The sequence below is a fragment of the Desulfobacterales bacterium genome, from assembly GCA_034003325.1.
In the GTDB taxonomy this organism is placed as follows: domain Bacteria; phylum Desulfobacterota; class Desulfobacteria; order Desulfobacterales; family JAFDDL01; genus JAVEYW01.
In genome coordinates, this window is record JAVEYW010000032.1 from 1 (window position 1) to 15738 (window position 15738).

At 50.1% G+C, this 15738-nt stretch carries 14 protein-coding genes; 10 read left to right on the forward strand and 4 right to left on the reverse strand.

The genetic code is table 11. The annotated features are described in order from the left end of the window. The 3 genes from RBT11_20220 to RBT11_20230 form a co-directional block, all read right to left on the reverse strand. Positions 1 to 298 (reverse strand): hypothetical protein (locus tag RBT11_20220; GenBank protein ID MDX9789112.1); only part of this gene is annotated, 298 nt, incomplete at its 3' end. A gap of 559 nt (positions 299 to 857) precedes the next feature. Then, on the reverse strand, positions 858 to 2534 hold the full coding sequence (locus RBT11_20225; GenBank protein ID MDX9789113.1) for a vWA domain-containing protein: 1677 nt from the start codon (positions 2532 to 2534) through the stop codon (positions 858 to 860). Positions 2535 to 2581: 47 nt separating this feature from the next. After that, complete coding sequence (locus tag RBT11_20230) at positions 2582 to 3466, reverse strand: MoxR family ATPase (GenBank protein ID MDX9789114.1); 885 nt, start codon at positions 3464 to 3466, stop codon at positions 2582 to 2584. 1142 nt (positions 3467 to 4608) lie between these two features. Here RBT11_20230 and RBT11_20235 point away from each other — a divergent pair. From RBT11_20235 to RBT11_20280, 10 genes are all read left to right on the forward strand, one after another. Next, positions 4609 to 6618 carry an FAD-dependent oxidoreductase gene (locus tag RBT11_20235; protein MDX9789115.1) on the forward strand — a complete coding sequence of 670 codons (2010 nt, stop codon included), beginning with the start codon at positions 4609 to 4611 and terminating at the stop codon, positions 6616 to 6618. Between the two features lie 19 nt (positions 6619 to 6637). Continuing rightward, positions 6638 to 8017 carry an FAD-dependent oxidoreductase gene (locus tag RBT11_20240; protein MDX9789116.1) on the forward strand — a complete coding sequence of 460 codons (1380 nt, stop codon included), beginning with the start codon at positions 6638 to 6640 and terminating at the stop codon, positions 8015 to 8017. Between the two features lie 167 nt (positions 8018 to 8184). Beyond that, positions 8185 to 8586 carry a pyridoxamine 5'-phosphate oxidase family protein gene (locus RBT11_20245; GenBank protein MDX9789117.1) on the forward strand — a complete coding sequence of 134 codons (402 nt, stop codon included), beginning with the start codon at positions 8185 to 8187 and terminating at the stop codon, positions 8584 to 8586. Between the two features lie 55 nt (positions 8587 to 8641). Then, positions 8642 to 9064: a Rieske 2Fe-2S domain-containing protein gene (locus tag RBT11_20250; GenBank protein MDX9789118.1), complete on the forward strand. Its 423-nt coding sequence runs from the start codon at positions 8642 to 8644 to the stop codon at positions 9062 to 9064. 87 nt (positions 9065 to 9151) lie between these two features. Next, positions 9152 to 9613: a hypothetical protein gene (locus RBT11_20255; protein MDX9789119.1), complete on the forward strand. Its 462-nt coding sequence runs from the start codon at positions 9152 to 9154 to the stop codon at positions 9611 to 9613. Positions 9614 to 9917: 304 nt separating this feature from the next. After that, positions 9918 to 11075: a Coenzyme F420 hydrogenase/dehydrogenase, beta subunit C-terminal domain gene (locus RBT11_20260; protein MDX9789120.1), complete on the forward strand. Its 1158-nt coding sequence runs from the start codon at positions 9918 to 9920 to the stop codon at positions 11073 to 11075. Between the two features lie 14 nt (positions 11076 to 11089). Next, positions 11090 to 13033 carry a thiamine pyrophosphate-dependent enzyme gene (locus RBT11_20265; GenBank protein MDX9789121.1) on the forward strand — a complete coding sequence of 648 codons (1944 nt, stop codon included), beginning with the start codon at positions 11090 to 11092 and terminating at the stop codon, positions 13031 to 13033. After that, the gene (locus RBT11_20270; protein ID MDX9789122.1) at positions 13034 to 13675 is read left to right on the forward strand and encodes an indolepyruvate oxidoreductase subunit beta; all 642 of its coding nucleotides are present in this window, start codon (positions 13034 to 13036) and stop codon (positions 13673 to 13675) included. It begins immediately after the preceding gene. Positions 13676 to 13694: 19 nt separating this feature from the next. Further along, positions 13695 to 14339, forward strand: a complete 645-nt coding sequence (locus tag RBT11_20275; protein ID MDX9789123.1) for a lactate utilization protein — start codon at positions 13695 to 13697, stop codon at positions 14337 to 14339. 79 nt (positions 14340 to 14418) lie between these two features. Continuing rightward, positions 14419 to 15177 (forward strand): methyltransferase, encoded by a 759-nt coding sequence (locus RBT11_20280; GenBank protein MDX9789124.1) that lies wholly within the window; start codon positions 14419 to 14421, stop codon positions 15175 to 15177. 92 nt (positions 15178 to 15269) lie between these two features. On the opposite strand, the gene RBT11_20285 is transcribed toward RBT11_20280, so the two are convergent. Next, complete coding sequence (locus RBT11_20285) at positions 15270 to 15497, reverse strand: benzylsuccinate synthase beta subunit family protein (protein ID MDX9789125.1); 228 nt, start codon at positions 15495 to 15497, stop codon at positions 15270 to 15272. Positions 15498 to 15738 lie beyond the last annotated feature (241 nt).

A 15738-nucleotide genomic window follows, 5' to 3' on the forward strand; every position in this document is an offset into this window, starting at 1 on the left:
AAGAACCATATTCATTCAGACGACAGAATCCGTGAGACCCAACAGAAAATTTCCAAGGCGACACAGGGTCAAACAACATCGATTTTTCTATGAATACAAAACAAATTGTTAAGGAAACGGCATTGGTATTAAGGTCTTGCGCCCATGCGCCCGGCATGGAGTACAAATGAAAGTCGCCCACCGAGTAAGCCTTTATCGGGAAAAAACCGATAACAATGAAGAGTAAAACCGCAGACAACATAAAGCCCTGAACCCGTTTCGCCCATATTCTCCTTCTCGTGCAGCTGTTTCCAATCATGTTTCCCCGCTTTTCTTTGCTGAAGTTCATTTAGCTGATTGATTTACAGACACAATTTGCCTTTTCATGCGATATCGATATCGGTCTCTTGAACATTGCGATCACGTCGGATTGTAAAAAGTTTTACGTGAAAATTTGGCATATTAAAAAACATACAAAAAATGCGCCAACGATGCTAATTATATATAACAAATTATATTTATAATATTTTTAACTATTCTTGCGCGAGGATCAACGTTGATCAGGATCATAAAATGTCAACTATTCACCGTTTTGGCGTTTAAATGCAAACCGTTGCTGAAAAACGGCGCCATCTGACTGACGAGGTGCTTGTAGCGGAAAAGCGATTGTAATTACATATAATTTGACTTTTGTTGCTGTTGAGCTGCTGTCGTGAAGCGCACCGACTCGTCTGGTATGCACGAATCACGAGGCAGAAAATGACAAAACGCCCCCGCAATATATTTTCGCCGTGAATATGTCTGTATTTCAACACATTCATGGCGCCAATTCATCACAAAAGCGTTTCTAAACGATGTGTGGATGGCCTGAAACCGAGTTAAACACGTTTGCTGAATTGCAGCAAATTCTTGAAAAGTCGCGGCAACGCATCGATATTATCTATGAATTCAACCTTGTTGCCATATTCATTCCGCAAGGCCATCTTGTTGGACGGGCTGCAGGCTATGCCCAACGTCAGCAAATTGACCTTTTTTTCCTCGCAGTAGGCAATGGCCTCTTTTACGCTAACACCCCAGTTCGAAGCCCCATCCGTTATGTGCACGATAAAAGGCCTTTTATAATCGCCCTTTAAGCTTAACACCGTGGCCATGATGGCTTCCCCGGACGCGGTTTTGCCGTTCGGATACACCGTGTAAAATGCGCCATATCGGAATAACTCTGTAATTTTACATATATTGTTCACCTCATTATACCCAATGAGGCGCGCTTTTTTATTAAACCCTTTAATCGCGGCAAAGAGGGTCTGAAAAACGGTCTGTGTACGCGCCCACTTATCCGGATCAGCCATTGAGCCGGAACAATCAATCAGCACCACGAAATTATTCTGAATCTCATATCGTTCTTTTTTCTGCAGAAAAACGGTGCCGGTCGTCGTTGCCCGATACAACCTTCTTCGATCAATTTTGCCGGTCACAAGCCCCCGGTTATAGCTTTTATTCCGAATGGAAACGGCCTGGACAACCATTCGCAGGTCATTGAGCAGCTTGGCGTCCACCTTCTTGTCCGCCAACATCACAACGTCATTTTCCTTGATGGGAACGACCTCATTCTTATTGATCACAATGGATCTTATATCTTCGGTATAGTCGCCGCCCCCCCGTTTCATCTCTTTTTCAATTGCGGCAGAACTATCTGATATCTTTGATGTAATAGCAGGGTGCTCCTCCTCCAACTCGGTTTCATCCACCTCATCACGGGGAAACGCGAACGGGTCCACGCTGTTACCGGGCCATGAGGAGATGTACCGAAGCAATTCATCCCAAATAGACCTGTAGAGGGAAATCCGAAAGGCTCCTCGCTCGGATACGTAAGGAATCTCAGTGCATTTTTTATCAAGCCGGCCTACAATGGAATCAAGTACCGCTAACGGTTCCTTATAAAATTTCTCAATGACGGACGGCTCGGACACCTCAATAGCCGCAGCACGCGCAACCACTTCCCCGCAGACGGAATCCTTTCGACGGGCGGATCGTTCCCACCAGATATAAAGAAGCTCTTCTACAGAGGGGGGGGCCAGAAAATACTTGCGTCTTTCCAGGATTTCCCACTCTCGATGTTTTTCGGTATACAGGCCCAGCATTTTTCGGTTTGATAGCAGATCCACGTAAATTTTTTCCGCCATGTCAAAAAAGAGCTTGAACTTGAACTCCTGAACCGGAGAGAGCGTCAGTTCCTGCAAAATCATCCCCTTGAATCGCTCACTCCACTCCGTAACCTGATAACTTTTATGAATCGACATTCCCACCGCCACATCGGTTTTGTGGGCCGGAAGCGGATATTTCCCCATGATAAAGGCGGGATTCAGGGAAATACCACTTTTAATTTGCATTCCTTCCCAGACGATTTCGCCGACATTACGACCAACATACCGGGAAATCCGTCGTATACTTCGAAGTACTCTTGCGAGTTCGGGTATCTCCGATGGCGATTTATCCCTTCGCCAGTATTCAGAATAGCCGTCTTCTCCCTCGATATAAAATCTTTCAATCGCCAAGACTTTTTCCTTCTGCTGCGTTACGTGCTTATGTTTACCTCAACAGGCTAACTGGTGGCCTGAGACTTTGCCATAACTTTCTTCGTAAAAAGCAGATACTCCGATGCCCTTCTTTCCGCATAGCCTTTTTCCATATGTAAGGATATCAGCACGGATTCGAGCGTTTCCTTGCTGGTTTGAAGGCTTGCCGTAATAGCCTCGCCCAGCGTGGCGCCGGCGTAAACCATTTCACCGATCATCAGCGTGGTTCTGGTGGAAATTTCGGCATTCAGTTCGCTGTTGCTTCTCAATGTATTGGCAATGTCGATGATGTGATCAGCCTGTTTGGCGGTAACACCCGTTTTATTGATGAGCACCTCCTTTTCCACTTCATTGGGCAGGTAATCCATCAAAATAAGGTAAAACCTATCCCTTAACGCCGCATCAAGAAGCTCGGTGCCGACAAACTCATCCCCCTCGTTCAGTGTTGCAAAAAAAACCACGCCGTCCGCCACTTTTAAAAGCCCCAGTTCATCCATCCATACCTGCCGATCGTCGGATAAAATCGAAAAAAGCATGTTCAATGCTTTTGGATGTTCCGGACGGTTGATCTCTTCAAGATGAATCACACAGTTTGGCGTTTGAATGGCCTGCGGGAAAAGAAATTGTTTGTATTTTGTCTCGCCGGCCTCCAGCGAGTATTCTCCGAAAAGCTGCCCGGGCTCTGAAAGAATTCCAACCTGAAAGGTAGCCAGCGGTTGTCCGTGTACTGCTGCGTATTGTTTGACAAGAGACGATTTGCCACATCCCTGCTTTCCCGCAATCAGTACATTGACCGGGTGCTTTTTTGAAATTTTATTGACCTTATCCAGAATACTGAGAATGTCATTGCTGATATAAAAGTACGGATCTTCATCAGGAATAAACAGAGTGCTTGTGGTTTGATTTTTCATACGGCCGAAATCCTTTAAGTTTTGCGGTGTTTTTGTTGACTTTAAATTATTATTCTTCGTACCGAAAATGCCCGCGATTTTTCATACGCAGCGATACAATTAAAACCACGCTAAACGGGCAACCAGCCAAAGACGGGTTGCAAAATTCATATCATTGTTCACAAAAACAATGTTAGACGCCAATTTCGAAACGTCTCAGTTCGGTCACAGTCAAGGCGGGTGAAAATTTCAACCGGAGGAATACCAAGCTTATTTCGAGGATTGAAATTTGAGCCCAACTCAATGATCTGTCAAATTGGGACGTTTTGATACTGACGGCTATGCTCAACCGGCGGATTCCACGCCCCCAGCGCCCTAAACCCAATAACCTATTATATTAGACAATCTAAAGAGTCAACCCTAATTAGGATGTTGGTCACAGTTATTTTGTTCTGATATAAATCGTAATAAAATTCCGTATATTTTGTATGCTTCCGGTCTCATTCCCCTGCCCCGAAGGGGCTTTGTCCATTAGCCCAGGGTTGCGGCATACGCCGCTACCCTGGGGAATCGGGTCGAACCCTACCCACTTACCCCGAAGGGGTTGTGTCAATCCCGTGGAAATTGTCCTTCCTAATGCCTTGACACAACCCCTTCGGGGTTGTTTATAAATAGGTTGGCATCTTGCTTTCCCAGGGTAGCGGCATACACGCCGCAACCCTGGGCTGGATTATGCAGCCCCTTTGGGGCAGTAGGCCCAGTCCATCGTCTCGACTGTTATTGCCACGGGTGATATCGCTCAGCTCCAACAGGGGTTAGAACAAATTCACCGTGGGATGTTGGTTTCAACTAATGACGGTTGCCGAAAAGCAAAGCGACGCAGCTTGAGCCATCGAAAAATTTTCAACAAAATATGGAAATAAGCTTAATAAAAATACGCAACATATCGTGTGGAAACCGCATGTTTGCGCCTGAAACCCGTTTTTTTATTTCAATCTATAGCAATCAACCCTATCCGAAAAAACCTTGATAAAATTTGAAAAGGTGTTTTTTTGCTATTGAATCAAGCACGCGTTTCCATTACATTACCGGGGAAGCCAATCTTGGCGTTAACCTGTGTGAGCTTAGCCATTTTACCGATTACTTTATTTTCCGGAGGCAACATGCGAGATTTTCTATTTGAACCGATTAAAATCAATCAATTGGAAATAAAAAACCGAATCAACATGCCGGCAATGAACCTGAATTATTGCGACCAGTACCAGGTCACTGACAAACTCGTCAATTTTTATGCGGAACGGGCCAAAGGCGGCGTTGGTATGCTGACAACGGGATGCGCAACGGTGGATGAATACTCCGGCGGTGTACACTTCATGGGCGCTCACAAGGACGAATTTGTACCGGGGCTGCGCAGGGTAGCGACTGCGGTAAGAGATAATGGCGCCGCTGCCTTTATTCAACTTAATCACCTCGGCCGGTATGCGTTTTCCAAAGACATCGGAAAACGGCAGCCTCTGGCGCCTTCCGCAGTGGCTTCCCGTTTGACTCGGGAAACACCCCACGCCCTGACACCCGAGGAGATTGATCAGGTTATTGACGCGTTCGCACAAGCCGCCCGTCGTGTCAAAGAAGCCGGTTTTGACGGATTGGAAGTGTTGTGCGGAACCGGATATCTCATCAGCGAATTTCTATCTCCACTCACCAACCAGCGGACGGATGGCTATGGCGGCTCTTTAGAAAATAGAATGCGATTCGGGCTGGAAATTATCGGAGCGATTCGGAAAATGGTCGGGGATAATTATCCGATCGTCGTGCGCATGAACGGAAATGACTTCATGCCCGGCGGCAACAACCGAAAAGAACTTCAGGCCTTTGCCAAAGCCCTGGTTGCCGAAAGTGTCGATGCGCTTAACATCAACGTGGGATGGCATGAAGCACGCGTTCCTCAGGTCGTTACCGCTGTTCCGCGAGGGGTCTACGCCTTTATGGCACGAGACATTAAAGCGCTGGTCAATGTGCCGGTCATGACCGGCCACCGAATCAATGACCCGAACACGGCTCGGGAACTGATTGGAAACGGCATGTGCGACATGGTGTGCATGGGCCGTCCGTTGATTGCAGACCCCTACCTTCCCCAAAAAGCTCAGGGTCGAAAGGAAAAAGAAATCGTTCATTGTGTGGCCTGTGGGCAGGGATGCTTTGATCATGTGTTTATGGTGGAACACCCCGTGGAATGTCTCTGTAATCCGAAAGCAGGCAGGGAAGCGGAATGTCGAATAACCCCATCAAAGCAACCGCTTCGCGTCATGGTGGTGGGTGGTGGCGCGGCCGGTATGAGCGCCGCCTTATCTGCAGCCGAGTGCGGCCATTCGGTCACGCTCTACGAAGAAAGTGATACACTTGGCGGACAGCTTTTTCTCGCCGGCTCACCCCCCGGCCGTGAAGAGTTTGTCGAGTTAGCCCATGATTTGGCAAAACAAGTGGCCGTCGCCGGTATTCGCGTCCTATTGAATCAACCAGTGGATATCGCACTGATTGAAAAGGAATCCCCGGACGCCGTTATTCTGGCAACCGGCGCCAAACCGCTTACGCCCCCTGTGCCCGGCATCAATTTACCCCATGTCGTTCAGGCCTGGGATGTATTGACCAACAAGGTTGCCACGGGCAAGCGCGTCGTTGTCGTCGGTGGCGGCGCAGTCGGGCTGGAAACCGCTTTGTTTCTGGCGGAAAAGGGCACGTTATCCGGGGACGCCGTCAAATTTTTGTTGGTCAACCGCGCCGAAGATCCGGAAACCTTGTATCAACTAGCGACGAAGGGCTCCAAGGAAATCGTGCTGATCGAAATGATCGCCGCCATCGGAAAGGATGTCGGCCTGACCACCCGCTGGACCTTTATGCAGGATATTGACAGGGCGGGTGTGACCCTGCTCAATAACACCAAAGCATTGGAAATTACGCCTACAGGTGTCAAAGTTGAAAAAGGGGGGGAAATTAGTGAAATCCCCTGCGATTCGGTTGTGATTGCAGCCGGCGCCAAGTCTTATAATCCGCTGCAGGAAATTCTGCAGAAAAAGGGAATCCCCTGTCAGGTAGTCGGCGATGCCGGAAAAATCGGACTGGCGCTCCATGCCATTCACCAAGGGTTTGAAGCTGGTAGAAACGTAGCAAAATGAAACTGTATTGGAGAAAATAATGCCTGAAAAATACGATGCAATTATTATCGGCAGTGGTATCGGCGGCGCCGCCATCGGCGCCCTGCTGGCCCATGCCGGTCGGAATGTGGTGGTACTTGAAAAAAACAAGCTGCCTGGCGGTCGCTGTATATCCTACGACAGGGATGGCTACCTGCTGGATCTGGGATGGCACTTTTTTTGTTTGGCGGAAAAGGGGCCATTAGGGGAAATCTGCAACCGAATCGGCATGCCGGGTATCATTCCCTGGAATACGGTGAAGAACACCTACCTGCAGATCGGTGAAGTGGTTGAAAAATATACCAAAAAAGCCATGTTCGCCGCCGTTCCCGAGCCGGACCGCGGTCAGTTGGAAAAACTGTTCACGAAGGTTTTTACGATCACCGATGAGGAACTGGAAAAATTATGGTATGTGCCGGTTGAACAGTGGGTGCACTCTTTTACCAAAAACGCCATGGCCAACACCATCATCGACAGCTTCGTCTGCCAGTATTTTTGTATACCCTCCACCGTTGCCAGTACCGCCGAATTCATCAGAGCGTTCAGGGACGTGATGGTAGCAAAAGCATCGGCCTATCCGGACGGGGGTAACACCGCCGTGCCGACCGCGTATCTTTCCGCCATGGAGAAACTCGGCGGCACGCTTAAAACGAACGCCGGTGTAAAAAAGATTATCGTTGAAAATAATACCGCTGTCGGGGTTGTTTGCGAGGACGGCACCGAATATCGCGCACCGCTGATCATCAGCAATGCCGACATCAGCGTCACGGTACTGGATTTGGTGGGTGAAAGCCATTTCCCCGGTGATTATGTGGCGAAGATAAAAGGGCTTACCTATTCAATTCAAGGGGTGGTTCTGCGAATGGTATTGTCTGAAAAAGTAACGGATAAACAGTGCGTTATCTACATTCCGGATGAAAATTCCCCCCCGCTCAAGGTTACGGATCAAATGAAAAGAGGAGAGGTCCCCGATTTGGTCGCCGGTTGTTACGGATCACCCACCAATTTCGATCCCTCCATGGCGCCGAATGGAAAGCAATTGTTAACCTCCCTTCATGGTTGTCCGCCGGACATTACGGATAATCTGGACAGATGGAAAGAAGCACTGGTTAATTCGCACATGAAGGTTTTTCCCGAAGCCAAAGGCAAGGTCGAAAAAGTGTGGATCGACCCCCCCAAACTGGTCAATGCCTTTGCCGGTGAAGGCGGGAACATCATCGGGGTGGCGCAGACAGTGGATCAAATCCATGAACGCCGGCCTAGCGTTGTAAGCCCGCTTAAAGGGCTCTATTTCAGCTCCGCCGAAGCGGGCGGGCATGGAATCGGAACAGAACTGGCCGCAAACAGTGCCTTGGAATTATTTGAGATATTAAAAAATTAATCAACTTTAATGCTCCTCCCTGATCTCTGTTTTTCACAAGGATCAGGGAGGGGATGACAACAAACCGATCTTTCCTTTTCACGACGAATCGATCCGTGGTTTACAACTGAATTCTCATCAATACCGGTATCAATCATTGTTTCATCATCAAAAACAAGGAGGCGAAAATGGATCGTAGGGAAGTGATGGCGCTTTTCAACAAGAAACCCAGAATCGGCACGCTCAGTACTTCCAACAAGAATGGAGACGTCAATGTCGCCGTTTTCGGCTCACCCCAAATGACCGATGAAAACACGGTGGTGATGGGAATCGGTGATAACCGATCGCTTCAATATCTCAATGAAAATCCAAAGGCGGTCTTCATCGTCATGGAGCCGGGCGCGAGCCTTGCAGAATGGAAAGGCGCCCGCGTCTATTTAAAGGTCGATGTCATCGCGCGCGAGGGTGAACTCTTTGAGCAGATAAAGGGAAGAATCGCCGAGACCATCAGCGCCGGCGCAGCCAAGATGATTCGTGCCGTCGTGCAGTTTAGAATTACGGACGTGCGCGGCATTGTCGCACCGGTTTGAACCCGTTAACACCATCGCCGTTTATACTATGATCAGATAACCCAAGGAGCGTCTTATGCCTGTTAAATCCTTGAAAAGAAATTTTTTTCAACGTGTTTGCGGCATTCCGGCCACATCGAAACCGCAAAGTCCCGACTGCTGGCAATTTTCAGCTGGCAAATTGACCATTGACCTGAAAAAAGCTCCCGAATTGCATCACCCAGGCGGTGCCATTCGATTGGAGGGGGGAAACCTTCCGGAACGAATACTCGTTGTTCATGGTGAAGACGGTGTTTTCCGTATGTTCCAAAACCGTTGCACCCACATCGGGCATCGGCGTCTCGATCCGGTTCCCGGAACGAATACGGTTCAATGTTGCAGTGTCAATAAGTCAACCTATGACGTTAAAGGGACAAAGATCCACGGCCCCACATCGCGCCCGATTCTGGCATACCCCGTATCCAGAGAGGGTGACAAGTTGATCGGCACCATCAGTTAGCATCAATTCTCAAACTTTTAACGCGCCATGCAGTTATGCCCACAAAGTGTTTTTCAACCCAAACATTATTAAATAAGGAGAATGAAGATGAAAATGACAAATTCAGCAAGGGTTATGGTTATCGCATTGGTAGTCACGCTCGCTTTTTTGACCGTTATGAAAGCAGAGGATGCCTGCTCGGCACCTGCCAGTTTGGTCAATATTTATGCCACGGCCGGCGATAAAACCGAGATGATTCTCGATCCGCCGTTCCTGATCATCAGCAAAGATACGGTCGTTGTGTGGATCAATGGGGTCGCGATAAAAAACAGAGATTCCCAGGAAATTCAAGTAAACTTTGAAGATGGTAAAGCATGCAAAGACGTTTCTCTCTCCCCTGATCTCAAAGGCTTCGGTCTCGATGACAAAGGATGTTATGTAACCAGCTTTATTCCCTATGCCTCTACCTCCAGCTTGAAATTCACTGAGCTCGGCACTTTCAGTTACACCGTGACCACCCAGGATGGCAAGCTAAAAAAAGAAGGCAAAATTATTGTTGTTGAAAAATAGACCCGATTGAGCCATTCCAGAAGAAGATTCCAATGCCGGCTTTGACATTGGAATCTTCCTTCCCCCTTCCTTGCATGACTTGACCCCATCATCCTTCGGCATGGACAAAGCTTGAAAGCCTTATCCGGCAAAGCCGGATGCTGGGATGCTGGGATGCCTAAAAGCCATCTTTCACCTTCGGCAACCCTACCCGCGAACAGACGGCATCATTTTTCCCTTGATTCTTTGGCTGAACTAGTCAAATTTGGTTTTTTTAAATGCGACCATTCACGTTAAGCCATACCGTTATCGGAGGTTGGTATTGATGCAAGAAACTATTCAGGAACGCTCCCAAACGAAAATTAAAGAAACCGTATTGCAAAACAGCCTTTGCACCGGGTGCGGCGCCTGTGTTCATCTGTGTCCGTATTTTGCGCATTATCGGGATCATACGGTTATCCTGAATGAATGCGACGGTACGCAAGGGCGTTGCTACACTTATTGTCCGAGAACACCGACAGACCTTGCCGCCCTGCAACAAAACGGCTTTGACCCGGTGGACCTGACGCCGGAACTTGGCGCGATAAAAGCCCTTTATCTAACCCGCGCCACGAATGAAACCGTGCGATCAGCTGCGCAGCACGGCGGCACCGTAACGACCCTGATGCACCTGGCGTTGGCCGAGGGGCTGATCGATACGGCCGTATTGGCGAATCAATCGGAAAATCTGCTGGCGGAAAGTTGCGCAATCGGTTGCAGCGACGATCTGACGTCTCAAAGTAAAAGCAAATTCATCGTCGCGCCCACGGTGGCAACATTCAATCAGACGGCACAGGGGTCGGCCCGGGCCATCGGCGTGGTCGCCACGCCCTGCCAAGCACTCGCCCTGGCTAAAATGCGCGCGTATTCGGTACCCCAAGACAAGGAGAAGATGGCCAAACTCAAATTGGTAATCGGTCTGTTCTGCGGGTGGGCGCTTTCCTGGGAAAGGTTCAAATCCATCCTGGATCAGCAATTTCAAAGCCGGAAAATTCTTAAAATCGATATCCCGCCCAGCAAACATCAGTGCATGGAAGTGACCACGGATTCGGGCACCGTTGAAATACCGCTGGCAATGATTGAGACATGCGTTCGAGACAATTGCCGCTACTGCTTTGACATGACCTGTGAATTTGCCGATCTATCCGTGGGCTCGGCCAGAAGCGCAGATGGCTGGGCCGTTGATAAAGGATGGAACCAGGTTATCGTTCGCACGGAAACCGGCCGGCAACTGATGGAATCGGCCCGCGCCAAAGGCCTTCTGGAATTTAAAGCCGTACCAACGGAAAACCTTGAGAAATTAAAGCAGGCGTCGCTGAACAAAAAAAGAAACTGTTTAACACACCTTATTGAAAAAAGCGGGAATAGGCAGCAGCTGACTTACTTGAATGCAACGGACCCGGTGGTTCGATTCGTTCTTGAAACCATGGGCTCGACCCGATAGCAGCAGGAGGATCAATGTCGATTTTAAGTGAGGGCCAAAGCGGGAATCGGGTCCTTCTCATGGGCAACGACGCCATCGCCAGAGGGGCGCTGGAAGCGGGTGTCAACGTGATTTCAGGCTATCCTGGCACCCCCTCATCGGAAATTATTCAGAATTTGTTACAGGTGGCAAAAGAAAGAAACCTCTATGTCGAATGGTCGGCAAATGAAAAGGTGGCGCTGGAGGTATCGGCCGCCGCTTCGTTTGCGGGGCTGCGCGCCATGTGCGTCATGAAGCAGGTGGGCGTGAATGTCGCCTCCGATTTTTTGCTGCACCTTTCTCTTTACGGCACCCGGGGCGCCCTGGTGCTGGTCTCCTGCGAAGATCCCGGTGCGCTTTCCAGCACCAATGAGGGAGAATCCCGGCCCTATGCCCAAATGATGGAATTTCCGCTACTGGAGCCTGGCGATTTTCAGGAAGCGCTGGAAATGACCCAATGGGCCTTTGACCTGTCCGAGGAAATCCGCAATGTGGTCATGATTCGAAGCGTTACGCGAATGAGCCACGCCAGCGGAAATGTCGTCCTCGGCGCGCTTCCAACCCTAACCCCCCGCGCCGTTTTCAACCATGAGGGGCCGCTTCTGGGACAAATGGAAGGCCCCGTGGCCACCATTCCGGGTATTGTCGATTTCATGCACCGCCGTCAGCAGGACAAACTCAAAAAAGTGACCGCCCTTTTTGATGCATCCCCTTTCAACACGTATTCCGGGCCCGAAGCACCTGACTTGCTGATCATCACCAGTTCCGTCTGCCACCTGTACAGCAAAGAAGCCATCGAGTTATTACACGCATCCCATCGCGTGGGGCTGTTAAAGCTGGGAACCACCTGGCCCTTGCCCCCCAAAACCCTGGAAGCAGCCCTTCGGCGCAGCGATAAGGTGTTAATTGTCGAAGAGACCCTTCCCCTTATGGAAGATAATATCAAAGCATTCGCCGTCGAAAGGATCGGAACCATCGGTCCCAAAACATTTTTCGGCAAAAAAGAGGGCGCCCTTCCCCCCATCAATGAACTGAACCCCGACTGTGTGGTAACTGCCATTGCCGGCATCTTCGGCCTACCCTATGAGGGCATGCCCGCCACGTATGCGGATCGCGCCGCCGCCATCGCTGCCAAGGGGGCGCCAGTCCGGGATTTGACCTTTTGTCCGGGATGCCCCCATCGGGCATCATTCTGGTCGATTCATGCCGCTATCGCCATGGACAATCGACGGGGATTTGTCTGCGGCGATATCGGCTGTTACACGCTGGCCGCCGGGGCCACCGGGTTTAAAACGCTTAAAACCGTTCATGCCATGGGCTCCGGCGCGGGTATCGCCAGCGGTTTCGGAAAATTGGCCGCCTTTGGATTTAACCAACCTGTACTGGCCGTATGCGGGGACTCCACCTTTTTTCACGCCGCCATACCGGCCTTGGTCAACGCGGTGCATAACCGTTCCAACCTTATTTTAGTTGTTCTCGATAACAGCGGCACCGCCATGACGGGGTTTCAACCCCATCCGGGGCTGCCGACGGATGCGATGGGAGGAAACGCGCTGGCCCTGAGCATTCCGGATATCTGTAAAGCCATCGGCGCCAAAGTGAGCATCTGCGATCCCTTCGATTTGCCGAACACGCAAAAAACCCTGTTGGCCCTGCTGGAAGAAAAAGACGGCGTGAATGTTCTGATTCTGCGCCAACCCTGCGCGTTAAGTCCTCAAAAAAAGAACAAGAAGCGCTTTCATATGCATGTCGATAATACCAAATGCATAGGGGATGCCTGTGGATGCAACCGGCTGTGCACGCGGGTCTTCAAATGTCCCGGACTCACCTGGAACAGCGAACTGAAAAGCAGTGAGATTGACGAGGTCCTCTGTGCCGGTTGCGGCGTTTGCGCTTCCATTTGCCCCTCCGGTGCCATTGAAGTTAAGGAGGTGGAATAGATGGAAAACGGCATTCCGCTCGTCGCGGACCCCTATAACCTCATCATTACCGGTGTCGGCGGCCAGGGAAATGTGCTGGCCTCCAGAATCATAGCGGACATGCTGACCCGATTGGGATTTACCGTAACCATCGGGGAAACCTTTGGTGCTTCCCAGCGCGGTGGCTCGGTCATGAGCCATTTAAGAGTGTCCGCCCGATCGTGCTACTCGCCTCAGATTCCAAAAGGCAGGGCGCACATGGTGGTCGCGCTGGAACCAACCGAGGCGATTCGCGTGCTCAAAGACTATGGAAATCCCGGTGTGAAAGTCATCGCCAACACCCGGCCCATTCAATCCATCGGTGTTATCTGCGGCGAGCAATCGTATCCGACTGAAGAAGAGATTCGCGCCTGGCTTTGCGAGCTTTCCGAAAGCGTCTGGTTTATCGATACGACTCAAGCGGCGATAGCGCTCGGCAATCCGATTTTCGGCAACATCATGGCCGTGGGCGCACTTTCTGCCACCGGCGCCCTGCCCCTGCAAAAAGACCAGTTCGAGGCGGTGCTTCGTGAAAAAATGTCTTCGGAAAAAGTGGCGGTAAACCTCACCGCTTTTGATATGGGCCGGGAAATGCTTTCACGCACCCAACACCCTTTGCATTGAATAGAAAGGCGGGAAAAAAATGGACCAGAACCAAACCATTTGGAATGAAAAGATCGCCGCATCGATTATCAAAAATTTAGAGAAACGCCACATGGAAGGCAGCTTCGCCACCACCGCGACTCAGGCGAAAGCGGAAGTCATCGGCATGATTCCACCGGGGGCAACCGTTTATCGCGGCGGATCCATGAGTACGGTCGCCTCCGGTATCTGGGACGCTGCGGCCAAATTGCCCGGCGTCACGATCCTCGATCCCTACCTGCCCGAGTTGACACCGGAAGAGGGGCTCGAGCTCCGACGACGGGGCTTGACCGCCGATCTTATGATCGCCGGCTCAAATGCCATTACCTTAGATGGGCAGTTGGTCAACCTTGACGGCATGGGAAACCGCGTGGCGGCCATGGCCTTCGGTCCTAAAAAGGTGATTTTGATGGTAGGGATGAACAAGGTCACCCCGGATCTGAAATCCGCCATCGCCAGGGTCAAACACTATGCCGCGCCGGTCAACAACATACGGTACGGTCTGCACAATCCCTGCGTGCAAACGGGATTGTGCAGCGACTGTAAATCTCCTCAGCGAATCTGCAATATGTGGAGCGTCATTGAAGGCCACATGATCAAAAATCGAATTCATGTCAAGCTGATCGGTGAGAACCTGGGGTACTAGCATCCGTGCGAACCCCATCTTTTCATTATACCGCCATGAGCAGATTATTCGCATAACTGAGCGTGTAGCCGTGATACGAATGCTTGCAGACACATCTTCTGACCATATGGCCCCCCCATCTCGTGCCGTGGCCTGCTGCCTTATCTTTCTTTCCGCAGTCACCGGCGGATTAGCGATTCCAGCTTTCGGGCTGTTTCTTTTTCTAGGCCTTCCGGGCCGGATCAATCTCCATTTCACACCGGTTTTATCGCTCTGCTTCGATGCGATCCTAAGCTTGCTTTTTTTTGTTCAACACAGTCTGATGATCAGAAAACGCCTCAAGCCGACTTTTCTGGGTGACGCTGGGAAGGGAGCATTTTATTCCATTTTTTCCGGGCTCACGCTGTTTGTCATCATGATATTCTGGCAAAAATCATTCCTTGTTCACTTCGACATTAAGGACTATTCAAAAATCTTGGTCGTTCTGCTGCTTTTTCCGGCAATCGTCGTAGGCGGCTGGGGCTTGCTCTCTCTGAGCAACCTTGATCCTTTGGGCATCACCGCATTAAAACACCATTTGGCCAAAATACCGTTCAAAAGCCCCCCGTTTATAACCAAGGGCGCGTACCGGTTCGTTCGGCATCCGCTTTATCTGTCCTGCTTGCTTTTTATCTGGTCAAGCCCGTCTATTACAGCAGACCGGCTATTAATGAACCTTCTGTGGACTATCTGGATCGTAATCGGTACGATCCTGGAAGAAAAAGATCTGGTGGCCCGGTATGGAAGCCGTTACCGAACCTATCAAAAACATGTTGGCATGTTGTTCCCCCGTTTACTAAACCAAAAAGGGAATCAATAGGTAAATAGAGATGATTGTTCTCTGCTTCCAATAAAAAAGACGCTTAAAAAGCGTCTTTTTTATCTCGCTTATCATTCGGAAGCCGGTTTGAATTAGATATTATCTCTAAAACTCAGCGTTCCTTTTTCATATTTGGCGCATGTCGTTTCATTGATATTGGGAATCAGCCGCACCCAGACCGCTCCGGAAGCTGCTCTGTTGACGGTGCACCTTCCCTGAATCGGATTGGTTACATCGCTGGTTGACCAGCGGCAGGTTTTGCAAGGCTTGTTCGTGCCCGGTTCATTTAGCATGGAAATTGGTGATTTCGGAAACTCCATATGTCAATACCCCCGTTTGGTTTGGCCGCCATAGGCTTTCCCCCGGCTGGTCGCCGGAAGAAAGCATCACGGCATCGGAAAGCGCGTTATCGGCGCTCTCCCTTTTTCAGTTTTATTTCTCCGCCAGTTCAACATCCAGATCATCAAATTGCGCCGCGCCGAATTTCTGGTCGGTTCGCGCGATGATCGTGTTCTGCCCGTAGGTCGATACGTCCACGAACCGCGCGCTGTAGCCCGCCAC

What these genes read in the sequence shown, in the direction of transcription:
- RBT11_20235 (MDX9789115.1), top strand. Translation starts at nt 4,609, where the DNA reads ATGCGAGATTTTCTATTTGAACCGATTAAAATCAATCAATTGGAAATA.
- RBT11_20230 (MDX9789114.1), bottom strand. Translation starts at nt 3,466, where the DNA reads ATGAAAAATCAAACCACAAGCACTCTGTTTATTCCTGATGAAGATCCG.
- RBT11_20280 (MDX9789124.1), top strand. Translation starts at nt 14,419, where the DNA reads ATGCTTGCAGACACATCTTCTGACCATATGGCCCCCCCATCTCGTGCC.
- RBT11_20270 (MDX9789122.1), top strand. Translation starts at nt 13,034, where the DNA reads ATGGAAAACGGCATTCCGCTCGTCGCGGACCCCTATAACCTCATCATT.
- RBT11_20260 (MDX9789120.1), top strand. Translation starts at nt 9,918, where the DNA reads ATGCAAGAAACTATTCAGGAACGCTCCCAAACGAAAATTAAAGAAACC.
- RBT11_20240 (MDX9789116.1), top strand. Translation starts at nt 6,638, where the DNA reads ATGCCTGAAAAATACGATGCAATTATTATCGGCAGTGGTATCGGCGGC.
- RBT11_20255 (MDX9789119.1), top strand. Translation starts at nt 9,152, where the DNA reads ATGAAAATGACAAATTCAGCAAGGGTTATGGTTATCGCATTGGTAGTC.
- RBT11_20250 (MDX9789118.1), top strand. Translation starts at nt 8,642, where the DNA reads ATGCCTGTTAAATCCTTGAAAAGAAATTTTTTTCAACGTGTTTGCGGC.
- RBT11_20245 (MDX9789117.1), top strand. Translation starts at nt 8,185, where the DNA reads ATGGATCGTAGGGAAGTGATGGCGCTTTTCAACAAGAAACCCAGAATC.
- RBT11_20265 (MDX9789121.1), top strand. Translation starts at nt 11,090, where the DNA reads ATGTCGATTTTAAGTGAGGGCCAAAGCGGGAATCGGGTCCTTCTCATG.
- RBT11_20275 (MDX9789123.1), top strand. Translation starts at nt 13,695, where the DNA reads ATGGACCAGAACCAAACCATTTGGAATGAAAAGATCGCCGCATCGATT.
- RBT11_20285 (MDX9789125.1), bottom strand. Translation starts at nt 15,497, where the DNA reads ATGGAGTTTCCGAAATCACCAATTTCCATGCTAAATGAACCGGGCACG.